The organism is Ereboglobus sp. PH5-10, from assembly GCF_029504735.1.
In the GTDB taxonomy this organism is placed as follows: Bacteria; Verrucomicrobiota; Verrucomicrobiia; order Opitutales; family Opitutaceae; genus Ereboglobus.
This window is the reverse complement of the sequence record NZ_JAQFIP010000004.1, coordinates 33,932-56,360: the sequence shown is the minus strand read 5'-3', so window position 1 is coordinate 56,360 and position 22,429 is coordinate 33,932. Positions and strand designations below refer to the sequence as shown.

Genomic DNA, 22,429 nt, shown 5'->3' with positions numbered 1-22,429 from the left:
CGCCGTGCGACGTGTAATTTAGCGCGTTTTCATTTTTCACAAACTCCGTTCACGACACACTCATGCGACACACGATCTCAGTCCTCGTTGAAAACAAGTTCGGCGTTCTCGCGCGCGTAGCCGGAATGTTCAGCGGCCGCGGTTTCAACATCGACACGCTCAACGTCGCGCCCACGCACGACCCCGCGCTTTCGCGCATCACCGCCGTCCTCATGGGCGACGAATCCTCGCTCGACATGGTCATCAAGCAACTGCGCAAACTTGTGAACGTCGTCGAGGTGATCGACTTCGAGGAGGGCCAGTCCGTGAATCGCGAGCTGCTCATCGCCAAGGTGAAGGCCGACCGCAAGACGCGCGCCGAGATCATCCAGATTTGCGGCATCTTCCGCGCGAAGATCGTCAACGTCGGGCGCAGCGACGTCATCATAGAAATCACCGGCGACGAAACCAAGCTGGCCGCGTTCCTCGGCCTCATCCAGGACTTCGGCATCATCGAGCTCGCCCGCACCGGCATGCTCGCATTGAAGCGTTGAGCCTGCTCTTATCACATCTTAATTCATAAATCTTAATTCTTAATTTTCATCATCATGCCAGCAAAAGTATACACCGACAAAGACGCCGATCTCGGCGTGTTCAAAAACAAAACCCTCGCCGTTCTCGGCTACGGTTCCCAAGGCCACGCGCACGCGCTTAACCTCAAGGACTCCGGTTGCAAAGTCGTCATCGGCCTTTATCCCGGCAGCAAGTCGCGCGCCGTCGCCGCGCAGCAAGGTTTCAAGGTGCTCGACACCGGCGAGGCCGTTCGCACCGCCGACGTCATCATGGTCGCGCTTCCCGACATGAAGCAGGCCGCCGTTTACGAAAAGGACATCCTCCCGAATCTCTCGAAGGGCAAGACGCTCATCTTCACGCATGGCCTCGCCGTCCACTTCAAGCTCATCAAGCTGCATCCCGAGATCGACTGCGTGATGGTTGCGCCGAAAGGCCCCGGCCACATGGTGCGCCGCCTTTACACCGAGGGGAAGGGCATGCCCGCCCTCATCGCCGTTGCGCAGGACAAGTCCAGGAAAGCCAAGAAAACCGCGCTCGCCTGGGCCAAGGGAATCGGCTCCACGCGCGCCGGTGTTCTCCAGACCACCTTCAAGGAAGAGTGCGAAACCGACCTTTTCGGCGAGCAAGCCGTCCTCTGCGGCGGCGCCAGCGCGCTCGTCCAGGCCGGATTCGAGACGCTCGTCGAGGCCGGCTACCAGCCCGAGATGGCCTACTTCGAGTGCTTGCACGAACTGAAGCTCATCTGCGACCTCATGTATGAGTCCGGCATCGCCGGCATGCGCTTCTCGATTTCCGAGACCGCGAAATACGGCGACATCACCCGCGGCCCCCGCGTCGTGAACGCGAAGACGAAGGCCGAGATGAAGAAGATCCTGAAGGAAATCCAGAACGGCACCTTCGTGAAGCAGTGGGTCGCCGAATACAAGGGCGGACTCAAGAAATACAACGCGCTGCTCAAGAAGGGTGAGAAGCACCTCATCGAGAAGACCGGCTCCCGCCTTCGCAGCATGATGCCCTGGATGTCCAAGAAAAACCTCAAGGGCGTTCAGGCCTCCTACTAATACGGGAGGCGAGCGCATCGCATCGTTTCAACAAAAACGCCGGACGCATCAAGCGCGTCCGGCGTTTTTTTGCATGGGCAAGCGGCGTCTTTTTCGCAGTCGAAACACTCGGGCTTCCGCCGCGTGCCGGCTTGCCGTGGGGCCGCCTACTTTCCGCGCGCGGGTTTTTTCGCGGCGGGTTTGGCGCCCTTGCGGTGTTTGACCGCGGCTCCGATGAAGGCGGCGAAGAGCGGGTGCGGGGCGTTAGGCTTCGATTGAAACTCGGGGTGGAACTGCACCGCGAGGAACCAGGGATGGTTTTTGATCTCGACGATTTCGACGAGGTTGCGCTGGGGGTTGATGCCGCTGACGATCATGCCGGCGCGGTGGAGCCGGTCGATGTAGGCGTTGTTGAGCTCGAAGCGGTGGCGGTGGCGTTCGCGAACCTTGGGCTGCTTGTAGGCCTTCGCGGCGAGCGTGCCGGGCGTGAGCGCGCAGTCGTAGCTGCCGAGGCGCATGGTCGCGCCCTTGTCGATGACCTTTTTCTGCTCCTCCATCAGGTTGATGACGGGGTTGGCGCAGTCGGGCGCAAACTCGGCGCTGTTGACATCGTCGAGCTTGAGGACGTTGCGGGCGAATTCGATGACGGCGATTTGCAGGCCGAGGCAGAGGCCGTAGTAGGGAATGTTGTTTTCGCGGGCGTGGCGGGCGGCGGCGATTTTGCCCTCGGTGCCGCGGTCGCCGAAACCGCCGGGCACGAGAATGCCGTCAAGGCCCTTGAGTTTTTTCGGGGCGTTTTTGGAGTCGAGCTCCTCGGCGTCGATGCGGACGATGTTGACCTTGCAGTTGTTGGCGATGCCGCCGTGGGTGATGGACTCGTAGACGGATTTGTAGGCGTCCTGAAGCTCGATGTATTTGCCGACGACGCCGATGGTGACTTCGTGGGCGGGGTTTTTGATGCGGCGCACGATTTGCTGCCAGATGTTCTTGGCCGGGCGCGGGTGTTTTTCGGCGAGGCCGAAGAGTTCGATCACGAGGTCGTCGAGGCCCTCCTTTTGGAGCGCGAGGGGGAGTTCGTAGATCGAGGAAACGTCGGCGCACTGGACGACGGCCTTGACGGGGACGTTGCAGAAGAGGGAAATTTTTCCGCGCAGGCTGGTGTCGAGCGGGTGTTCGCAGCGGCAGGCGATGATGTGCGGCTGGATGCCGATTTCGCGGAGCTTGGCGACGGATTGCTGGGTGGGCTTGGTCTTGAGCTCGCCGGCGGCCTGGAGGAAGGGGACGAGCGTGACGTGGATGAAAATGCAGTCGTTGCGCCCCACTTCGAGGGCGAACTGGCGGAGCGCCTCGACGAAGGGCAGGCCCTCGATGTCGCCGGTGGTGCCGCCGATTTCGGTGATGAGCACATCGACGTCCTTGGTGGATTGGTAGATGCGCTCCTTGATTTCGTTGGTGACGTGCGGGATGACCTGGACGGTGTTGCCGAGGTAGGCGCCCTGGCGTTCCTTTTGGATTACGTTTTCGTAAATCTGGCCGGAGCTCATGCTGTTGAGGCGGGAGAGTTTGCCGCTGGTGAAGCGCTCGTAGTGGCCGAGGTCGAGGTCGGTTTCGGCGCCGTCCTCGAGCACGTAGACCTCGCCGTGTTGGAAGGGGCTCATGGTGCCCGGATCGACGTTGAGGTAGGGGTCGAACTTTTGCATGCGGACTTTGAGGCCGCGCTGTTCGAGAAGCGCTCCGAGAGCAGCAGCCGTGAGGCCTTTGCCAAGTGAGGATACGACACCACCAGTTACAAAAATGTATTTCATCGGGAAAGGTAATGGATATGCGGTGAGGCGGACACGTTACAAGAAAAAGTAAGTTTGAGGGGCGGGAAATTTTTCGAATGCGGGGGGCTTGGGGGCGTGGAGAAAAAAATGGGGCAAAAAAGTCCTTGCATTTGACGGCGAAACTTTGATTCTCACGCCCCACTTTGGTTACGGGCTCGTAGCTCAGTTGGCAGAGCGCCTCAATGGCATTGAGGAGGTCGTCAGTTCGATTCTGATCGGGTCCACCAAAAGTGCGCCGCCGCCGGATGTGTCCGGAGGTGCTTTTTTGTGACTAATGCGGCATTGGCGGTGCCTTGCGTATTTGCGAGCCCCCTTTGCGACCCCTTGAGGCCCGTTTTGACAGGAAACGAACGTGGTTTGTGTGCGTATTTGTGGGTCATTTTTCGGCGCGTAATTCGTGGGTGAGCCCACCCAAAAAAACAAAAAACAGAAAGGACTCTCAAGCCTGCCGGCGCCGCGCTGATCGGCATCGGCGACGCGCTGATACAAAACGTGCTGCCGATCTGGTGAGGTGAAATAAAGTGGAAGCGGTGGCAGACCGCCTCCGCCCCGCCTCACTTCGCCTTCATCAGCAACAGCTCGCAGTCGTTGAGCACTTCGCTGAGCACGAGCGCGTCAACTTGCGCGAGCGGGATTGCGTTTTTGTGGTCGGGATACATGCGCGGCGTGTAAAGGCCGGGCACAAAAAACACGCGCTCGATCGTCTGCTCGCCCGCGCCTTCCCAATAGCCAACCGAAAACCCTTCGTCGTAGTTGATCACCGCCGTGATGTCCGCTCCGGGGAATTGCTTCGTGTGCTCGTTCACCCAGCCCGCGTCCTGCGGTATGCCGCGCTGCCAGCCGAGTTTTTCCAGGCCAAACACAAGCGTCTGCGCCACGAGTTTTCCGCGCGCGGCGAGGTGCTTGATCTCCGCGCCCTGCGCGTGCTCCGGCGCGAGCGTGTGAATCGTCCGTCCGAGTTGCGCGAAGGGCGGCACGATTTCGTAGTCGCCAAATATCTGCCCCCACTGGTCGAGGAGTTGCCTTTGCCCGGACATTTGCAGTGGGTGCGCGAGCCCGATGGTCGCGCCCGCCGCGTCGCCGGGAAGCGCGAAATCGGCGTCGTTCTCGTCGGCGAAAGTCTGGTCCTCCGTCACGCGAAACGCGCCGGTGAGTTTGCCCCGCGCGTCGTAAACGCCCCAGAGCAGCAGGCGCGCGAGGTTGATCATCAGCGGTTGTTTTACGATCAGTTGCAGGAATTCGCCCGGAGCCCAGCGGCGCCCGGTGACCATCGCCTGCTCCAGCCGCACGGCCTGGATTTTCGCAACCTCGGCGATTTGTTTTTTCAACAACTTCCATTCGGCCACGGCGGCGGGCGCGAGCGTGGCGTCGTCCTTCGCGCCGGGTTTTGGCAGGTCGGATTTGATCGTGCCGTCGGCATGGCGGATCATCGGTTTCATCTCCGGGCCGAGGATGAAGCGGAACTGGCGCGGGCCGAAGTCGAACACGCGCGAGCCGCGCTCATCGAGTCCGCAATCCGGCACGATGCGATCCTCCAACTGCGCGCGCGACATGCCGCGCGTCTCCGCGATCGCCTCCATGCACTGCGCGGCGCGCTCCTTGATGCCCTTGAATTTCACCTTCTGCGCGATGCCGTTTATCTGCATGAGCGCGGTGTCGGTGCCGATTGCGCGCAGCACTTCGAGCCCGGTGACGGCGCGCTGGTGCTGCGACTCGCCCGGCCACACGCGGACGAGCGGCGCGAGTTTGAGCACGGAGCGGTCGCCTCCGAGAAGTCCGAGCGCGAGAAACGCCCATTTCTCCTTTGCGGGCGCGCCCTCGCCGAGCCAGAGCTCGAACAGCCGCCAACCAAACGCGTCGAGGCTGTCGGCCTCGGCGTGTTCGCGAAGCGCGACGGCGAGCGGGTGTTTTTGCTCCGGCGTGCTCGCCTGGAGCGCGGCGATCACCTCGCCGAGTTGCGCCTCGCCGAGCGCGTATTGCCCGCCCTCGATGTCGAGAATGAGCGGCGTCAAGTCGGGCAGTTTCACCCACGCGGGCCTCTTGTTTTTTCCAAGCGGCGCGGCGGCGAGCGCCCCGCCCCACCACGCGGGAATTTTTTCCGGCGGCAGCGCCGGGTAAACTTTTTCAACGACATCGAGCACGCTCGCGCGGATGCGTGCGACGGTGTCGGCGGGGAAATGCGCGAGCTGCGTCTCGATGAGCGCGGAGGCTCCGCGGCGCTTGAGCGTGTTGAGATAATCGACGGCGGCCGCCGCGCCCTTGCCGCCCCCGGCGGCGACGGGGATCAGCCCGGCCACGCTTTCGGCGGGATGCGCGTCGAGCCATTCGCGCGAGGAGCGCGGGGCTTTTGAGTTGTGCGCGAGGTCGAGCATGTGCGGCGCGGCCTCGGGCGCGTGCACGCGCGCGAACTCGGCGAACAATTCCTCGGCATCCTCCTTTTTGCCGATTGCGGCGATGCTGCGCGCGATGACGTCGAGCGCGGTGAGCCCGGTGCGCGCGAGAAAACCGCGGATGTAAACAGGCCGGTTGAGCGGCAGTTTCAGGCGGCGCATGTGAAACGCGACAAGCTCGGGCGTGCCGAGGCCGAGCACGATTTCCTGCGGGCAATGGTAGTGCGCGTGATCCCACGAGGTGTCGGCGGTGTAAAGGTTGTCCGCCCAGCCCTCGACAAGCGCGCGCGCCTCGTCACGCAGGCCGAACATCACGCCGAACATAAACGCCGCCGGCGGAGTGGCGTAAAAATCAGCCGGCCACACGGCGGAATTCCACGCGGCCTTGGCGGCCTCCTTCCACGCGGCGCGCTCCGCGGCGGTCAGCCACGGGAAAACGTATTTGCGAAACCCGTCGCGGTAAACGCGCATGCGCGTCATTTGAAAACCAAAGCCGCGTCCCACAACCGGGCGGAACATGTATTCGATCAACTCGGCGGGCGTCAGCAAAACCGCGAGGCAACGGACAAACTCGGCCGGCACATAATTGTTTTTTGTATCGAGCGCCGCCGGCGCCTTTCCGGTGAACACGGTGTTTTCCTTTCGGATTTTTTCGGCGTGCTCGGCGGGTTTCTCATCGCGTTTGCGCGGCGCGAGCATGACCGAGCACCAGAACTCCGCCTCCTCGCGCGAAAGCTGCGTGTCGGGCAGCGCGGCGGTAAAATCCCACTCCCAGCCGTATGAGCGCGCGCGCACCTTGGTCGCGAGTCGCTTCAGGCAATCCTCCAGGTCAAACGGCTTCGCGGGCGGCGGCGGTGTGAGCGCGGCGGACAGCACGCGAACCGCGCCGTCGGGCAGCGGAAAATCCTCCGGCACGGCCGCCCAATCGGCGGCATCAAGGTCGATCTCGCGGCGCAACGCGGCGTTGGTGGAAAACGCCGGCGCCGGTTCGGGTGCGGCAGCCGGCGCGGCGGCCGGTTGCGCGGGAACCGCCTCCTTCTTCGCGACCGCGACGGGCGCGGGTTTTTCTTTTTTCGCAACGGGAGCAACGGGCGCCAGGGGCGCGCCGGCGGTTTTTTCGACGTAACCCTTTTTCGTTTTTTCGGCGACGAGCTTGTCGAACGACTTTTGCGCGTCGGAGTCGGAGGCGAACTCCTTTGTCTGCGTCTGGCCCGCCGTGCCGATGCGTCCGTAGTTCACGGTGTGCGCCTTGCCGTCGAGTGTGATTGTCCAGAATTTGTTGGAGGAACCGTCGGAGAATTCAAACGTGCGGGTGGTCATGATGCGCACGAGGCAACGGATTTCGGCGCGTTAATGCGATGTAAAAGGCGGTGGAAGAATCCGGAAATTTTCCAGCGCCGCGTATTCGCGAAACGCAAAATCGGCGGCGACGGTGAGCGCGAGCAGCGCGCCGGTGTTTTTGGCAAAACCGTTCGCGTCCGGCACGAGCGCGTCCAGGCCGAGCGAGCGCCCGAGCGCGGCGAGGCGCGCGCTTTCGGCGGCGGTCGCGGACGGGCCGAGCAGCCACGTCTCGGCGAGGTGCTCCTGCAATTCGTCGATGTAATCGTGCAGCGCGTCGGCGGAGGTTGCGGCGGTTGACAACGACGCGGGAAGTTTTTCGGCGGTCGCGGGCCGGTTGTCCGGGCCGCTTTGCGGCGGCGCGTCGTCAACCCACGGCTGGATGCAGGTGCGCCCGGAGGCGTTTTCAAAAACGACGCTCAGCGGCGCGAGCACGAGCTCCGCGCCCTCAAGCCGGGCCTGCGCGCATACAAAACGCACGTTGCCGGGCGTGGCGCGCAACGCGGCGAGAAGCGACTCGTTGCCGGCGGAGGCGCGCGTCACGCAGGGGTGCGCGAGGACCGCCGTGCCGCCCTCGGCGTCGGCGAGGCGCGCGCGGATTTCCTGCGACGCGACGGAAAATACGACCTCGCCCGCGCCCGCGACGGGGCACACGGCGAGGCGCGCGGCGACGCGGCGCGGACCGAGCGCGGCGGGCGGCTCGGCGCGGAGTTGCTCGCGCAGCGCGGCGAAACTGGAAACGAGCAGCGGCGCGCGGAGCGTCTCCCACGCGCAGGCCTGCGGCGTCACGCTCACCGGCGCGCGGCCGGCGATGAAGCGGCCGGAGGGCGAGCGGCGCCCGCCCTTGACGAGAAGCTGGCCGCGCCCGATGGCGGCGAGCGTGGCGCCCTTGAGCGCGAAGGTGCGGGCGAGCGCGGCAAAACTTTTCGGCGTCCCGCCCGGCTCGTGCGCGAAGGCGCGCGTGATGGCGAGCGTGGTGCCGGTGTCGGCATCCTGGAGGTAGGCGGAAATTTCCGTTCCCGTTTTCCAGGTGCGAGCGGCGCAGCCGAGGCCGATCAGGCGCGCGGAGGCGATTTCCGTCTCGCGGTCGCGCGGCGTGCCGCGAATGAAAAGCGGCGGCACCGGCGACACGCCCGAGCGGATGGCGTTGGCGCGCTGGAGAAGCTCGGCGGCGAGCGCGAGAAAATCGCGCGGCGCGAAGCGGGCGTCGCGCGCGAGGTAGGCGGTGTGGAGTTCCGCGATGTCGTGCAGCGCGTCGGCGGGCCAGACGAGCGCGGCGTCGCGCGCGAGCGTGGAAAGGCGGCGCCAGGTGTCGGCCTGGAGCGGCGAGGAGCGGGCGAGCCCGGTGGCGGCGAAAGCGGCGAGTTCCGCCTCGATCTGGCCGAGCACGGAGAGCGCGGCGTCATCGGGCGCGGCGGAAATTTCCGGCGCGGTGGAGACGAGCGCCGCGGTTTGCCCGGCGGGCATTTTGCGCGCGGCCCAAATGGAGAGCAGCGCGTGGCCGCAGGGCGCGGTGGCGGCGCAATCGCACACGGCGTAGCGGGGATCGCGCGGCACGAGAAAATTAACCGTGCAGCCAAGCGTGTGCAGGTGCGCGCGCGGCTTCGCGCCCGTCCAGACTTGGATGACGTGGCCGGCTTCGAAGTCGCGCCGCCAGCGCGCGAGCTCGGCGGGCGAAAAAAACGCGTCGAGTTGCGCGTCGGTGATTTCGGCGGGCGACCATTCGGCATTCGCGGACACGGACGTGTTTTCGCCCTTGGGCGCCGGCGCGGGGGTTTGCGAAAGCTGGTAACGGATGACGGTGCGCAGGACGTGCCGGCAGAGCGTTGTCGAGGGGCAGGTGCAGCGCGCGTCGGTGAGGCGCGCGCCGGCGGGCAGGCGGCATTCGGGGCCGTCCGACCAGCGCGCGGTGATGTCGCCCGCGGGCGTCTCCCCAAACTCGCACGCGAGCGCGGACGATTCGGCCTCCTGGCGCGCGCGCCGGGCGAGGCCTCGGTTCGCGAGCGAGGCGAGATCGTCGTCGTTGAGTGCGAGAAGGTCGGCGCGCATGGGTTTCGTTTTTGAAATTTGGGAAAATGTTTTTGTTGGGTCGGTGTTGCTCAGCCGACTTTTTGGGCGATCCATTCGGCGAGCTCGCCGGGGGTCATGGCGCCGACGTGCGCGCCGAGTTGCGCGAGCTGGCGCGCGACGTGCTCGTCGTAACGCGGGCGCGCGTCGGGGTCGAGCGCGGCAAGGCCCAGGAGCGTGGAGCCGCCGCCGATGATGCGGCGCGCCTCGGCGTAGAGGCGCCCGACGGGCGCGCCCTCGAAGAAGTCGGTGACGAGCAGCACGATGGCGCGGCGCGGATTGTCGATGAGCGAATGCGCGTAGTTGAGCGCCCGGCCGATGTCGGTGCCGCCGCCGAGCTGCACTTTCATGAGCGTCTCGACGGGATCGACGCAGTGCTCCGTGACATCGACGACGGCGGTGTCGAAGAGCACGAGGTGCGTGCGCAGCGCGCGGAGATTCCAGAAGCAGGCGGCGGTGATCGCGGCGTGGATGACGCTGTCGAGCATGGAGCCGGATTCATCGACGAGGATGACGAGCTGCCAGCGGTCGGTCTGGCGGCGCACGCGCGAGTAGAAGTGCGGCGTTTGGAGGACGAGGCGTTTTTCGTCGGGCCGCCAGTGCTTGAGGTTGCGGCGGAGCGTGGTGCGGATGTCGAAATTTTTGGCAACCCTGACGAGCGAGCGGCGGCGGCGGTCGAGCGCGCCGCTGAAGGGCTGGCGCACCTCGGAGGCGAGTTTTTCCATGAGCTGCGCGACGACGCGGCGCACGAGGTCGCGGGCGAGCGCGAGCACTTGCTCGTTCATGAGGTGCTTGGTGTGGAGCACGGCCTTGAGGAGCGTCTGGCTGGGCTGCGCGCGGGCGAGCAGGTCGGGGTTGGTGACCATTTCCTGAAGCTGGTAACGCTCCAGCGCGTCGCGCTCGATTCGCTCGATTGTCTTTTGCGGAAAGAGGCGGTGAACGTGGTTGATCCACTCGGGCACGGTGAGCCGCGATTCGCCGAGATCGCCGGCGGGATGGCCGCCGCGGACGTTGCGCCCGGGGGAGTATTCGCGGTTGTAGAGGTAGGCGAGCGCGGCATCGCGCTCGGCGTCCTCGCCGGAAAGCCCGCCAAGCGTGGATTCGACGCCGTCGCCAAGCACAAGCCGCCAGCGCGTCTGGCGCGCGCGGGTTTGTTCATCGGAAGATGGCGGGGAAACATTACTCATTTGACGAGGGGAGCGCGGAGGCCGTGGCGGGCCAGTTCTTGTTGGAGGCGGGATTCGAAGGCGAGCGCGCGGGCCGCGGCGGCGGGGGAAACGGCGAGCGCCGGGAGCGGCGCGGCGGCGGTCGCGCCGGTCGCCTCGAGGAGGCGGCGGGCGAGGTGGTCTTTTTCGCGGGGCGTGAAATAGGTGAAGGCGAGGCGGAGCGCGGGCAGCGCGGCGAGAAACATTTCCGTGTCGTAGGCGAGCAGGTGGCGGTCAATCGCAAGGAGCAGGTCGGGGTGGCGTTGCGACTCCTCGCGAGCGAGCGCGAAGACGCCTTGCAGGAAATCACCGAGTTTGTCGGGCGCGGAGGGGATTTGGCCCAGGATATCGGCGAGGCCCGTCTCGCCAAGCGACCAGAGCGCGCCCGCCGCGCCGCCGCGCAGGAGCGGCGGATGCGATGATGTCGCGCAGAGGCGGCGCAGCGTGGCGACAAGCCCGGCGGTGTCCCACGCGAGCGTTTTGCCGGCGGTGTGGACGGCGGCGAGCAACGCGCGCAGACCCTTGATCGCGGCTTCGTCGGCCGCGGGCGCCTGCGCCTCGAGGAGCCAGATGGCGCGCGCGTGGGACTCGGTGAGCAGCGCGGCGATTTCATCGCGCGCGGCGGCTGCGGCCGTGGCGACGGAATCGTTGTAACGATAAAGATAATACAGGTGGCCGAGCGCGCGCGCCACGCTCACGAAGGAGGCGTCGGCGCGAAGCAGCTCGATCACACGCGCGCGCAGTCGCGCAAAACCGGCGTGCCAGCCGGCGAGCGCGGCGTCGAGCAGGAGGCGCGCGGCGGCATCGGCATCGCGCTCGATCCTCGCGGCGTTTTCAACAAGGCGCGCGCCGGCGGCGTCCGGCAGCGCGGCGCCGTAAAGCGAGCGCTCGATGCACGCGGCGTCGAAGTCGGGCGTCCAGCGAAGCGCCCACGTTTCCCAGAGACGCGAGAGGTCGTCGCGCCCGGTAAAGTCGGTGCCGTCCGTGCGCGCGAAGCCGGGGATTTCGAGGATGCGCAGGCGGTGCAGCGTGTGCGAGCGGGCGATGTCGGCGGGCTTGTCGAGCGCGAGTTCGAGGCGGCGTTCCTGGGAGGGCGGCTCGATGTCGTGCGCGCGGAGCGCGGCGGCGATGTCGGCGACGAGCGGCGGAAGCGGCGTGCCGGGCGCGAGGCGTCCGCGCGCGTCGCCGCGAAACACGGCGTGCAGCGCGTCGAGAAACGGATGCCGCGCCGCGCCGGAGCCGCGCGCCGCCGTGGCGATTTCCTCCTTCACAAGCGCGCCCGTGAGCGCGTCAACGAGGTCCGTGCGCCAGACGATTGCGTGGCCGCGCAGCGTGGCGAGCGCGGCGGCGGTGGTCTCGACCGCGACGAGGTCGGCGGTGCTCGCGGTTTGCCCGCGCGCGCGGAGCGACTGCGCGGCGGCGGCGAGGAGCGCGGCGTGCGCGCCCGGCGAATGATCCAGCCAGACACGGTGATAGAAGCCGGGATTAACGAGGCCGGCCTCGTAGCCGGTGAGAGAATCGAGGCGCTCGTAGGAATACGGCGTGAGCGCGATGCCGTGCCCGCCGTCGGGCGGGCGCGGTTGCCGTTCAGGCGCGATGGCACCGTCGGGCGGGCTGGCGGCGTTTTCATTGTATTCGTTTTCCGAATACAGGCCGTCGAAGAGCGCGGAGCTGTGGAAGCCGCCGGTGACGACGAGCACGGGGCCGCGCGGATGGCGCGCGAGCGCGGCGCAGATGCGCGAGAGCATGAACGCCTCGCGCGCGAGGTCGGCGGCGCTCGCGCCGCCGTCGGCGAGGCGGGCGTTGCGGCAGAACGCGTGGCAGCGGCGCAAAAACTCGCCCGGCGAAAGCGCGGGGTCGATTTCGAAGAGCGTGTCCCAAAGCGTGTCCCAGTCGTCCACACCGAGGCTGCGGCAGAGTTGCGCGGTGTAGGAGGAGCGGCCGAGCGCGCCGTCGGCGTAACGGTTGGCGGCGCGATCGAGCGCGGCGGTTTCGCTCCACGGCAGGTCGATGAACTCGGCGGGGATTTTGAGCGCGGCGGCGGCGCGGAGCGCAACCCACTCGGGGGAGAATTCGCAAAACGGATAAAACGCGCCGCGCCGGTTTTGCCCGGCGTCGGTGAAGTAGCTGTAGATCGCGATCGGCAGCGTGTGCGGCGCGAGCAGTTCGCCCAGGCGCGGATTAAAATCGGACGGGCCCTCGATGAGAACGGCGGCGGGACGGAGCCGGCGAACGAGTTCGCCGACAAAGCGCGCGCACGCGGGGCTGTGATGCCGCACCGGAAAAAACACAACCGGCCCGTCGCACGACCAGAGTCGCGGATCGGCGTCGGCGTAAGGAAATGCCTTGGTTTCCCGCATCGGTTACGAACTCCAGCGTTGAAAACGCCACATTATGCGTTCTTTGAGCCCCGCGTCTGAGGCGAGCCATTCGTCCACGCGCTGGCGCACCAGTCGTTTCACGTATTTCTGCAATGCGGGCATATCAAGTTTGTCCTTGGTTGCCCCCGCATAGCGCACATCGCCCATTTGGCCGCCAACTGCCGCGAGTATAAAGACATGTTCCACGATGGATTTTCTTGAGACTTTGATACCGTGCGGCCAATCCTTCGCATTTTTTCTGAATGCGGCAATAATGCCGTCGAGAATACCGTTTATCAACGAGCCGCCTTCTTTTGTTTCAGAGCTTCCGCACCATGAGCGAACGCGCCCATCGCACTGCATCGGATCAATACATATGCCAATGCGATACACGCGGCCCGAATCCTCCGCCTCAATATGCAAACACGCGGTGTTTTCAGATTTCTTTAGTAAGATGATATTATCAAACTCATCAAATATACCTCGTTTGTAATGAAAAAAACGCCGTTGGACTACCTCCGTCTGCCTGTCCGTGCATACAATCGTCACGCGGGGATTAAGCAGTGCATATTCGCGCAGAGCCTCGGTAATTTGATCGAAAGGCAGGATCGTGGTGTGCCAGATTTCAGAATCCAAAGTAAATTCGAATTTCATCACCCCTTTCGCGATGTCATCGCCCGCGGAGGTGTTCTTTTCGGGATGGATTGTTTCAATTGTATATTTACCACGTTGAGACTGAAACTTCAGCATGGGCGAATCGGTTTGATAAATCCGGGCGCAAAATGTTTCGGTTGCCGCGACTAATATACTTAGATCCAAATGAAAACGAGCCTCCGATCCCGGATAAAATAGCAGGGGAGTTTTTGGCCTTGAATCCAAAACGCCCATGGCATCCAGAACAGGTTTTGTTCTCACTCCCATTACTGAAATCGAGAGTTTTTTCCGTCCCGGATGAAATTCGAACTCCACGCGGGGAATATCATTGTTCTCGCCCCGCCCTGAGTTCGTATTATTTGCCGAATCCGCCAGCAGGTCGTCGAGAAACGCCACCAGCAAATGGCACAATCCTTTGATATTTGGCCATCCCAAATACATGCCCGGCCGGGCCCGAATCGCCTCAAGCGCGCTCGTGTATTTTATAATCCCTGTTTCAGCCATGTGGATGTGCAAATGCGATTATGAAACAATGCCGGTCATGTGCGCGCTTCGCTCACTTTTCGGCGGCGGGTTGGGGCAGGTATTTTATGCCGTCGTAAAACTCGGGCCAGCGGCCTTTTTTGCGGGGTTTCACGACGTGGTGGAAATAATGTTGCAGGCGCTTGATGTCGTCGGGGCTGTCCTTGAGCGCGGAGCCGAGCAGGCTTTGCACGAGGTGCGCGGCGGAGATTTTTCCGCCGTCATAATAATAGGCGTGCAGGCCGGCGGCGTAGGCCACGGAGACCGCCTCGGCGGTGCTCATCACGGTGCCGAGCGGTTCGAGCGCCTTGCCTTCGGAGGCGGTTTTGCCGGTGCGCAATTCGTGGAACGTGGTGAGGAGCACCTCGGTGAGGTCGGCGGGGAGCGCGAGGGGAATGCCGGCGCGGGAGAGGAGGCGCGACGACTCGCGGCTCACGAGCGCCATCTCGTCGGCGAGGCTCGCGATGGGCGAGACGGTTTCGAAATTGAGGCGGCGCTTGAGCGCGGCGCTCATTTCGTTGACGCCGCGGTCGCGGGTGTTGGCGGTGGCGATGATGTTGAAGCCGACCTGGGCGTAGAGCGTGCGGCCGTCGTCCTCGCGCTCGGGAATCGCCATGACGCGGTCGGAGAGGATGGTGAGGAGCGTGTCCTGGATTTCGAGCGGGCAGCGCGTGATTTCCTCGAAGCGCACGAGCTTGCCGTCGCGCATGCCGCGGTGCAGCGGCGCGGGGACGAGCGCGCGGCCGGTCGGGCCCTCGGCGAGCAGGAGCGCGTAGTTCCACGAGTATTTTATCGCGTCCTCGGTGGTGCCGGCGCTGCCCTGGATGATGAGCGTGGAGTCGCCGCTGATGGCGGCGGCGAGCAATTCGCTGAGCCAGCTTTTCGCGGTGCCGGGCTCGCCGACAAGCATGAGGCCGCGGTTGGTGGCGAGCGCGACGATGCAACGTTCGAGAAAACTTTGCGCGCCGACGAATTTCGGCGCGCCGGGCGAGTCGGGCGCGGCGCCGGGTTCGCCCATGATAAAACGAAGCACGGAGCGCGGGGTAAGCCGCCAGCCGCCGGGGCGCGGGAGATTTTTATCGGCCTCGACAAGGCGCGCCAGTTCGTCGGCGTAAAGGATCTCGGCGGCCGGACGCTGAAGCGCGGCGTTCTTGGATGCGGATGCGGGGGATACGGGCTTGGCGGACATGAAAAAAGGATGTGCCGATGCGTCCGCGCGGGACAAGCACATCCTTTGTTTGTGGAAAGCGGCGGGGTGACGCGGCTGGCGAGCGGCCCGCGGGAAGCATCACAATCGTGTGACGGCGCGGCGCTACGCAGCGCCGCGGCGGATGTCGGCGGTGATTTTCATCGGGCAAAAATTGGGGCCGCACATGGAGCAAAAGCGGGCGTTTTTCGAGTGCTCCCGGGGCAGCGTGGCGTCGTGGTATTCGCGGGCGCGCGCGGGATCGAGGGAGAGATTAAATTGGTCCTCCCAGCGAAATTCAAAGCGCGCCTTGCTGAGGGCGTCGTCGCGGAGCCGGGCGGCCGGATGGCCCTTGGCGAGGTCGGCGGCGTGCGCCGCGATTTTGTAGGCGATCACACCGGCGCGAACGTCATCGCGGTCGGGCAGTCCGAGGTGCTCCTTGGGCGTCACGTAGCAGAGCATGGCGGCGCCGTGCCAGCCGATGTGCGCCGCGCCAATGGCGCTGGTGATGTGATCGTAGGCGGGCGCGATGTCCGTGGTGAGGGGGCCGAGCGTGTAGAAGGGGGCCTCGTCGCACCATTGCAGTTGTTTTTCCATGTTCTCGCCGATCATGTGCAGGGGCACGTGGCCGGGGCCTTCGTTCATGACTTGCACGCCGTGACTCCATGCCCGGCGGGTGAGAGCCCCCTGGGTCTTGAGTTCGGCGAACTGGGCCTCGTCGTTGGCGTCGGCAATGGAGCCGGGGCGGAGTCCGTCACCGATTGAAACGGCGATGTCGTATGCGGCCATGATTTCGCAGATGTCGTCCCAATGTTCGTGGAGAAAATTCTCCTCGTTGCGGGCGAGGCACCACCGGGCCATGATGGCGCCTCCGCGGGAGACGATGCCGGTGAGGCGGCGCGCGGTGAGCGGTATGTGGCGCAGGAGCAGGCCGGCGTGGATGGTGAAGTAATCGACGCCTTGCTCGGCCTGCTCGACAAGCGTGTCCCGAAAAACGTCCCATGTGAGCGCCTCGGGGCGTCCGCCGGCCTTTTCAAGCGCCTGGTAAAGCGGCACGGTTCCGACGGGGACGGGACAGTTGCGCAGAATCCATTCGCGGGTGCGGTGGATGTTTTTGCCGGTGGAAAGATCCATGAGCGTGTCGCCGCCCCATTTGATGGACCAGCGCATTTTCTCAACCTCCTCGTCGATGCCGGAGGCAACGGAGGAGTTGCCGATGTTGGTGTTGATTTTGACCAGAAAGTTGCGGCCGATGACCATCGGCTCGAGTTCGGGATGGTTGATGTTTGCCGGGATGATGGCCCGCCCGCGGGCAATTTCGTCGCGGACAAATTCGGGCGTGATTTCACGCGGTCCGCGGGTTGGCGGGATCGTCCCGGCGGGCTGTCGCGGGAGTCCGAGGTTTTCACGAATGGCGGCAAACTCCATTTCGGGCGTGATGATCCCGGCGCGGGCGAGGGCGAGTTGTGTGGGGCGATTGCCGGGGCCGGCGCGGAGGACTGGCCGGCGGTTGGCGTCGGGAAAATCCTTGCCGGCGATGCGCGCGCCGTTTTTTTCTGTGCGCGCGCGGTGTGTTTCGGAGAGGTAGCCGTCGTCGGACGCGCGCACCGCGCGGCCTTCGATTTGTTCGATGCCTTCGCGCGCGGCGATCCATGCCGCGCGTATTGGCGGGAGGCCGCGATTCGGGTTGGCGTGAAAGCCGGGGTCGCCCCAGGCACCCGATGTGTCGTAAACGCGGACGGGGGCGTTTGCCGTCCCGCCGCCGTCGTAGCCGCATGAGGGATTCTGGGCGATTTCACGAAAAGGCACGCGGATATCGGGGCGCGAGCCGGTGACATAGACGCGGGTGGATGCGGGAAACAGGGTGTGCGGATTGTCGCGGGTTGCGGATGGATTGTCGCTGGCGGGCATGTTGCGAAGGCGTTGATCGGTATGGTTCATTGTTGACCGACGCGATTTGCCGCCGCCTCCGGTAACGCGGCTCCCGATGCGTTTTTGAAACGAAGCTCCGGGCCGTTTTCCCTTCGGCGGTGCTAACCGCATCAGGTTCGAAGGCTATGGGGACGGATCGTATCCCTGTCTCAGCCCGGCGCCCCGGGTTCGCCTAAACGAATTGGTGAGAACGCACGCAATGCCCGCGCGTGTGTTTTGTCAAGTTGCGCGAGTTTCACCACCGCGTGCGCTGCGGAGTGTGAATGCCCGCGCGCCGCACTATTTTTTCACCCGCGGGCATTTGCGGGAATGAGATGAGCGGTTCGCGGGAAGTGTTACAATCGTGTGACGGCGCGGCTACCGGCTCGCAATGGCGCGCAAAAGGCGTTTATGCTGCGTTTCTGTCTTATGGCCGAGTCCGCCAAAAAAATTCTGATTGTCGATGACGAACCCGACGTCACCGATCTGGTCGCCTACAATCTCAAGGCGAAGGGGTTTGTTGTCGAAACACTCAACAACCCAAACGCCGCCGTCGGCTTCGCCCACGCGTTCAAACCCGACCTTGCGATCCTCGATGTCATGATGCCCGAGTTGAACGGCATCCAGCTTTGCCGCATGTTTCGCGCCGATCCCGCGTTCAAGGGCATCCCCGTCATTTTTCTCACGGCCAAGGCGGAGGAGCATGACCGCGTGCAGGGTTTTGAGACGGGCGCCGACGATTACATCTGCAAGCCTTTCAGCATAAAGGAACTCGTTTTGCGGGTGCGGGCGTTGCTGCGGCGCGCCTCGCCCGGCGCAAATCAGGAGGCGTCCCAAACGCAATTGCACGCGGGCCGTCTTGTCCTCGACAGGGAGCGCCATGTCGTGACAGTCGCGGACGCGCCCGTCAGCTTGACGGCGACGGAGTTCAGGCTGCTGCAACTTCTCATGGAGCGCAGGGGGCGCGTGCAAACGCGCGAGCATCTCTTGGTTTCCGTTTGGAATTACGAAACCGAAATCGAAACGCGCACCATCGACACGCATGTGCGCAGATTGCGCGAAAAACTTGGCGGCGAGGCGGCGTGGATCGAGACGATTCGCGGCATCGGCTACCGCTTTTCGGAAAACGCGCCGCGGGAAGCCTCGTGAGCGCGCGCACACACCGGCCATGATTTATATCACTGTCATCATTGTCCTCGCGATCGCGCTTGCCGCCGCGCTGGTCCGGCTGGCGAGGTTGCGCGGGGGCTTGCGCGAAATGGCGCGGACGCTTGTCGAGCGGCGGGAGATCCGGCGCGGCGGGTTGCGCGTGACGCCCGATTACGGCATGGGCGTTTTGATCGACGAGATAAACGAGATTCTTGCCGAGAACGGCCGCCTGCAACGGCAGCGCAGCAGCCATCTCGCCCAGTTGGAGACCACGCTCGGGAGCTTGCAGGAGGCGGTGATCGTGATCGGGAGCGACAACACCGTGCTTCTCGCCAACAAGGCGTTGCAGTCGCTTTTTCCCGATGCGAAAAACGCGCTCCGCCAGCGCTTTGAGCGCGTCATCCGGAGCGCCGCGTTTCTTGAGTATGTCGAGGCGGTTCGCAACGGCACCGCCCGCCCGCAGCACGAAATCGCCTTCGACACAGCGGACGGGACGCGCTGGGTCGAGGCCACCGGCGCGACCATCGAGCCGCCCGACGAGCCCGGCGAGCCGTGGTCGCTTTTTGTTCTGCACGACATCACGCGCCAGAAAAAACTCGAGGCCGTGCGAAAGGATTTTGTCGCCAATGTGTCGCACGAATTGCGCACGCCGCTCAGCCTGGTGAAGGGTTGCGCGGAGACGCTTGTTGACGGGCACCGTGAAATGCCCGACGCCGATCGCGACCGGTTTTTGCGCACGATTCACCGTCACAGCGAGCGTCTCGCCACGCTCATCGAGGATTTGCTTTCCCTTTCGCGGCTGGAGTCGGCGAACCCGGGGTTAAACATTGAGCGCGTTTCGATTTCGCAATTGTTGCATTCGATCGCGGACGACTACCGCGCGCGCCCGTCGGCGTCGGCGCACCGGATAACGGCGGACATTGATCCCGCCATCGGCGAGGCGGGCATCGACGCGCAAAAAATCACGCAGGTTTTCGAAAATCTCCTCAACAACGCCCTCAAATACACGCCCGCCGGATCGACCATAACAATCACCGCGAAGCGACGCCCCGCGCCCGCGCATGAGGGCGGCGGGAACGAGGTGGAGGTGTGCGTGCGCGACAACGGCCCGGGCATTCCCGGCGCGGACTTGCCGCACATGTTCGAGCGTTTTTATCGGGTGGACAAGGGACGCTCGCGCGAAACCGGCGGCACGGGACTCGGGTTGAGCATCGTGAAGCACATTGTGCAATTGCACGGCGGACGGGTTCGTGTCGAAAGCACGCAGGGCCGGGGCGCGGCGTTTTTCTTCACGCTGCCGGAGCGGAAGTGATTTTTTCTAAAAAAATCACGATTGGAATAGCCGCAAAGAGGCGCAAGAGGCGCAAAGATAAAAATACATGGGGGCTTTACGAGCTAGTTTTGGCCTTTAACGGGTAGGGCGCGCCCGCCGGGCGCGTATTTGTTTGGAGCGTCGAGGAAAAGACTGGCTCCTGCCTATGCACGCCAAGGGCGTGTTACAATTTAGCCCAGGGTGAAGCTTGCGACACCCTGGGTTTTTGTTTTCCGAATGCGGTGCCCTGAAGGGGCGCTACAACATGCGATGAGTCCTGATTTGTAGCGCCCCTTCAGGGCGCCGCTTTATACTGTCGGCAACCCAGGGTTGCGCGCTGCGCGCTCGCCCTGGGCTAAGTTGTTTGACGCCTTTGGCGTCGAGCTTGCCGCCTTTTCCTCGATGCTAAACGGATATGCGAACGCGTCCTATCAGTCATCGCTCATAAATGGTATGTTTCACCCCTGCTTGCCGGCGTGCCGGATGTCTTTTGCCTGCGCGAGATAAACCATTTCCTCGGCGATGTTGGTGGCGTGGTCGGCGATGCGCTCGAGGGATTTTGAAATGAACATGAGCTCGATGGCGCGGTTCACCTCGGCGGGATTCGCCGCGGCGCGGGCCGTCAGGGCGCGGTAGAGCCGCTTGTTGAGCTTATCGACCACCTTGTCGCGCCGGACGATGTCGATGGCCTTGTCATTGTTTTCGGAGTCATGAAGGCAGTCGAGCGCCTCGCGGAGCATTTCCAGGGCGACGGCGGCCATTTGCCGGAGGTGGACCGCATCTTCGTCGTCGTTGGTGAGGATTGGCGGTTCCGCGGCGAGACGCAGGGCGCGCTTGGCGATGCCTGTGGCTTCGTCGCCGGCGCGCTCAAGGTCGCGCGAAGCTTTCATGCCGACAATCACGAGCCGAAGCTCGGTGGCGATGGGCGCGCGGAGGTTCATGAAACGCATGGCTTCGTTGTCGATGGCGAGTTCGAGCCGGTCGATTTCGTCGTCGGACGCGATCACGCGCCGGGCGATTTCAGTGTCGCTCTCGGCAAGCGCGCGCAGGGCGAGGCGGATGCGTTCAATGACTTTTTCGCCCATCAGAATGAGTTGCGAGCGGAAGGTTGCGAGTTCGGTGTCGTAAAAGCGTTTCATGGAAAGGGAGGAGAGGTGCGCGAATCCGTTTGTCCCGGCGCTCAGCCGAAGCGGCCGCTGACGTAGGCCTCGGTTTGCGGGTTCGCGGGGTTCATGAAGATGGTGCGCGTGTCGTCATACTCGACGAGGCGGCCGAGGTAGAAGAAGGCGGTTTTGTCGGAGACGCGCGCGGCCTGCTGCATGGAGTGTGTGACGATGATGATTGTGTAGCGCGTCTTGAGTTCGTGGATGAGGTCCTCGATTTTGCCCGTGGCCACGGGATCGAGCGCGGAGCACGGTTCGTCCATGAGCAGCACTTGCGGCTCGACGGCGAGGGCGCGCGCGATGCAGAGGCGCTGCTGCTGCCCGCCGGAAAGGCCGAGCGCGTTGTCGTTGAGGCGGTCCTTGACCTCGTCCCAAAGAGCGGCGCCGCGAAGCGAGAGTTCCACGCGGCGGGCGATCTCGGCCCTGTCCCTGATCCCCTGAATCCGCAATCCGTAGGCGACGTTTTCGTGAATGGATTTTGGAAACGGATTTGATTTTTGAAAAACCATGCCGACGCATTTGCGGAGTTCGATGGCGTCGATGCCGGGCGCGTTTATGTCGGCGTCGCCGATCTTGATTGTTCCGCCGCGGACGGCGGCTCCGTCAATGAGGTCGTTCATGCGGTTGAGGCAGCGCAGGAGTGTCGATTTGCCGCAGCCGGAGGGGCCGATGAAGGCGGTGACGCGGTTGGCGTCGATGGTGAGGTTGACGCAATCGAGCGCTTTTTTTTCGCCGTAATAAAAATCGAGGTTGGAGATTTCTATTAAATGCGGAGCGCGGATTTCGGTTTCGAGCGAGGCGTCGGGACTGGCATGAGGAACGGCTTCGGCCGGCGCGGGTGTGGCGGTGGTGTTGGTCGCGGTGACACGCGGCGCGGGCGGCTCGGTTCGCAAAATCTGTTTGGTCAGGCATGCATTCATTCGCCGCGAGTGTGCGCGGACAATGTTACAAGCGGGCGAAGCGAATGTTACGATTCCGTGACAAATGAGGGCGCGCCGGATGCGAGCGGAGAATAGGCCGCGATTGCCTTTGATTTTTGATAAAAACGACCTGTTTTAGGCTTTGATTTTTGACAAAAGCTCCCCGGAGCAAACTTCGGCATCCGTTTGGCGACAGGAGAATGGTGACATGCATGACGCGCAAAACATCGGGCAATTCAGCCCGAGGTAAGCACACAGTGTGCAGTCACATTGGCTCTGGCCGCTGCTTAGCCTCTTTCTTTTCTGTAGTATATCTGGATGCTCGGTTGAAATGCCCAATCCACCACTTTCATAAAAACTGCCGAGCGTTTCGGATCTATTTCCGACGTAATCAGCAATGACGCTGGCCTACTATCAAGAAACGATTTGTAGCGATTAATCAACTCCTTCAACTCGGTAACAGAAATCGGCCTATCCAACGGAAATGCAAAAATTTCTGGAGGTAAAGATGGACTATAAACGAAAATCTGGTCTGCGCGATCAATGTGAATGCCAAAGCCGAAAAAGGCCTCGCGCCGCCAACTCTTAAGCGGCGGGGAAAGAGTTAATGATAATATGTCCGACTTTTTTGCTTCAGCTTCGCTAAAACTGTAAGTGCCGGAATTGGGACATGGTAACTCAATAATCGTCGGCTGCGATGAACAGCCAGCCAATAACAGTAAAAATAAAGACAACACATGCGTTCTCATGATCTTGTTTATGACTAATAGTGCCATTGGCCTCAACGCAATTGGCGTGCATGGAAAGCAATGTTTTTTGTTCTCTGTTCACACG

General features: G+C 63.4%; 15 protein-coding genes, 1 tRNA gene and 1 riboswitch. Of the genes, 5 read left to right on the top strand and 11 right to left on the bottom strand.

Annotation, left to right across the window (positions count from 1 at the left end; genetic code table 11):
• Positions 1–62 precede the first annotated feature (62 nt).
• Entirely contained in the window at positions 63–533 is a 471-nt protein-coding gene (ilvN, locus tag M2447_RS04630; RefSeq protein WP_108825125.1) for an acetolactate synthase small subunit, read from the top strand.
• 54 nt (positions 534–587) lie between these two features.
• Positions 588–1,613, top strand: a complete 1,026-nt coding sequence (ilvC, locus tag M2447_RS04625) for a ketol-acid reductoisomerase (RefSeq protein WP_277557600.1) — start codon at positions 588–590, stop codon at positions 1,611–1,613.
• Between the two features lie 146 nt (positions 1,614–1,759).
• Here the strand turns inward: ilvC and M2447_RS04620 are convergent, their stop codons facing one another.
• Positions 1,760–3,397 carry a CTP synthase gene (locus tag M2447_RS04620; RefSeq protein WP_277557599.1) on the bottom strand — a complete coding sequence of 546 codons (1,638 nt, stop codon included), beginning with the start codon at positions 3,395–3,397 and terminating at the stop codon, positions 1,760–1,762.
• A gap of 172 nt (positions 3,398–3,569) precedes the next feature.
• Between M2447_RS04620 and M2447_RS04615 the strand changes: the two genes are divergently transcribed.
• Positions 3,570–3,645: transfer RNA gene (locus M2447_RS04615), tRNA-Ala, on the top strand.
• Between the two features lie 327 nt (positions 3,646–3,972).
• Here M2447_RS04615 and M2447_RS04610 read toward each other — a convergent pair.
• The 7 genes from M2447_RS04610 to thiC form a co-directional block, all read right to left on the bottom strand.
• Positions 3,973–7,128: a WGR and DUF4132 domain-containing protein gene (locus M2447_RS04610; protein WP_277557597.1), complete on the bottom strand. Its 3,156-nt coding sequence runs from the start codon at positions 7,126–7,128 to the stop codon at positions 3,973–3,975.
• Between the two features lie 30 nt (positions 7,129–7,158).
• Positions 7,159–9,195, bottom strand: coding sequence for a hypothetical protein (locus M2447_RS04605; RefSeq protein ID WP_277557595.1), 2,037 nt, complete (start codon positions 9,193–9,195; stop codon positions 7,159–7,161).
• A 50-nt stretch (positions 9,196–9,245) separates the two neighbouring features.
• Entirely contained in the window at positions 9,246–10,400 is a 1,155-nt protein-coding gene (locus M2447_RS04600) for a VWA domain-containing protein (RefSeq protein WP_277557594.1), read from the bottom strand.
• Positions 10,397–12,778 (bottom strand): DUF5682 family protein, encoded by a 2,382-nt coding sequence (locus tag M2447_RS04595; protein WP_277557592.1) that lies wholly within the window; start codon positions 12,776–12,778, stop codon positions 10,397–10,399. The genes M2447_RS04600 and M2447_RS04595 overlap by 4 nt, the downstream gene beginning before the upstream one ends.
• Before the next feature lie 3 nt (positions 12,779–12,781).
• Positions 12,782–13,936: a hypothetical protein gene (locus M2447_RS04590; protein WP_277557591.1), complete on the bottom strand. Its 1,155-nt coding sequence runs from the start codon at positions 13,934–13,936 to the stop codon at positions 12,782–12,784.
• A 52-nt stretch (positions 13,937–13,988) separates the two neighbouring features.
• A complete protein-coding gene (locus tag M2447_RS04585; RefSeq protein WP_277508007.1) occupies positions 13,989–15,143 on the bottom strand; it encodes an AAA family ATPase in 1,155 nt (384 codons plus the stop codon).
• 123 nt (positions 15,144–15,266) lie between these two features.
• Positions 15,267–17,051, bottom strand: a complete 1,785-nt coding sequence (thiC, locus tag M2447_RS04580) for a phosphomethylpyrimidine synthase ThiC (RefSeq protein WP_343215369.1) — start codon at positions 17,049–17,051, stop codon at positions 15,267–15,269.
• Positions 17,052–17,142: 91 nt separating this feature from the next.
• Positions 17,143–17,256, bottom strand: a riboswitch (TPP riboswitch).
• A 224-nt stretch (positions 17,257–17,480) separates the two neighbouring features.
• Between thiC and M2447_RS04575 the strand changes: the two genes are divergently transcribed.
• Both M2447_RS04575 and M2447_RS04570 read left to right on the top strand, forming a co-directional pair.
• Positions 17,481–18,200: a response regulator transcription factor gene (locus tag M2447_RS04575; protein WP_277557589.1), complete on the top strand. Its 720-nt coding sequence runs from the start codon at positions 17,481–17,483 to the stop codon at positions 18,198–18,200.
• 19 nt (positions 18,201–18,219) lie between these two features.
• Positions 18,220–19,512 carry an ATP-binding protein gene (locus M2447_RS04570; protein WP_277557588.1) on the top strand — a complete coding sequence of 431 codons (1,293 nt, stop codon included), beginning with the start codon at positions 18,220–18,222 and terminating at the stop codon, positions 19,510–19,512.
• 458 nt (positions 19,513–19,970) lie between these two features.
• Here M2447_RS04570 and phoU read toward each other — a convergent pair whose 3' ends face one another.
• From phoU to M2447_RS04555, 3 genes are all read right to left on the bottom strand, one after another.
• Complete coding sequence (gene phoU / locus M2447_RS04565; RefSeq protein ID WP_277557586.1) at positions 19,971–20,651, bottom strand: phosphate signaling complex protein PhoU; 681 nt, start codon at positions 20,649–20,651, stop codon at positions 19,971–19,973.
• Positions 20,652–20,692: 41 nt separating this feature from the next.
• A complete protein-coding gene (gene pstB, locus M2447_RS04560) occupies positions 20,693–21,595 on the bottom strand; it encodes a phosphate ABC transporter ATP-binding protein PstB (RefSeq protein ID WP_277557585.1) in 903 nt (300 codons plus the stop codon).
• A 287-nt stretch (positions 21,596–21,882) separates the two neighbouring features.
• Positions 21,883–22,371, bottom strand: a complete 489-nt coding sequence (locus M2447_RS04555; RefSeq protein ID WP_277557584.1) for a hypothetical protein — start codon at positions 22,369–22,371, stop codon at positions 21,883–21,885.
• Positions 22,372–22,429 lie beyond the last annotated feature (58 nt).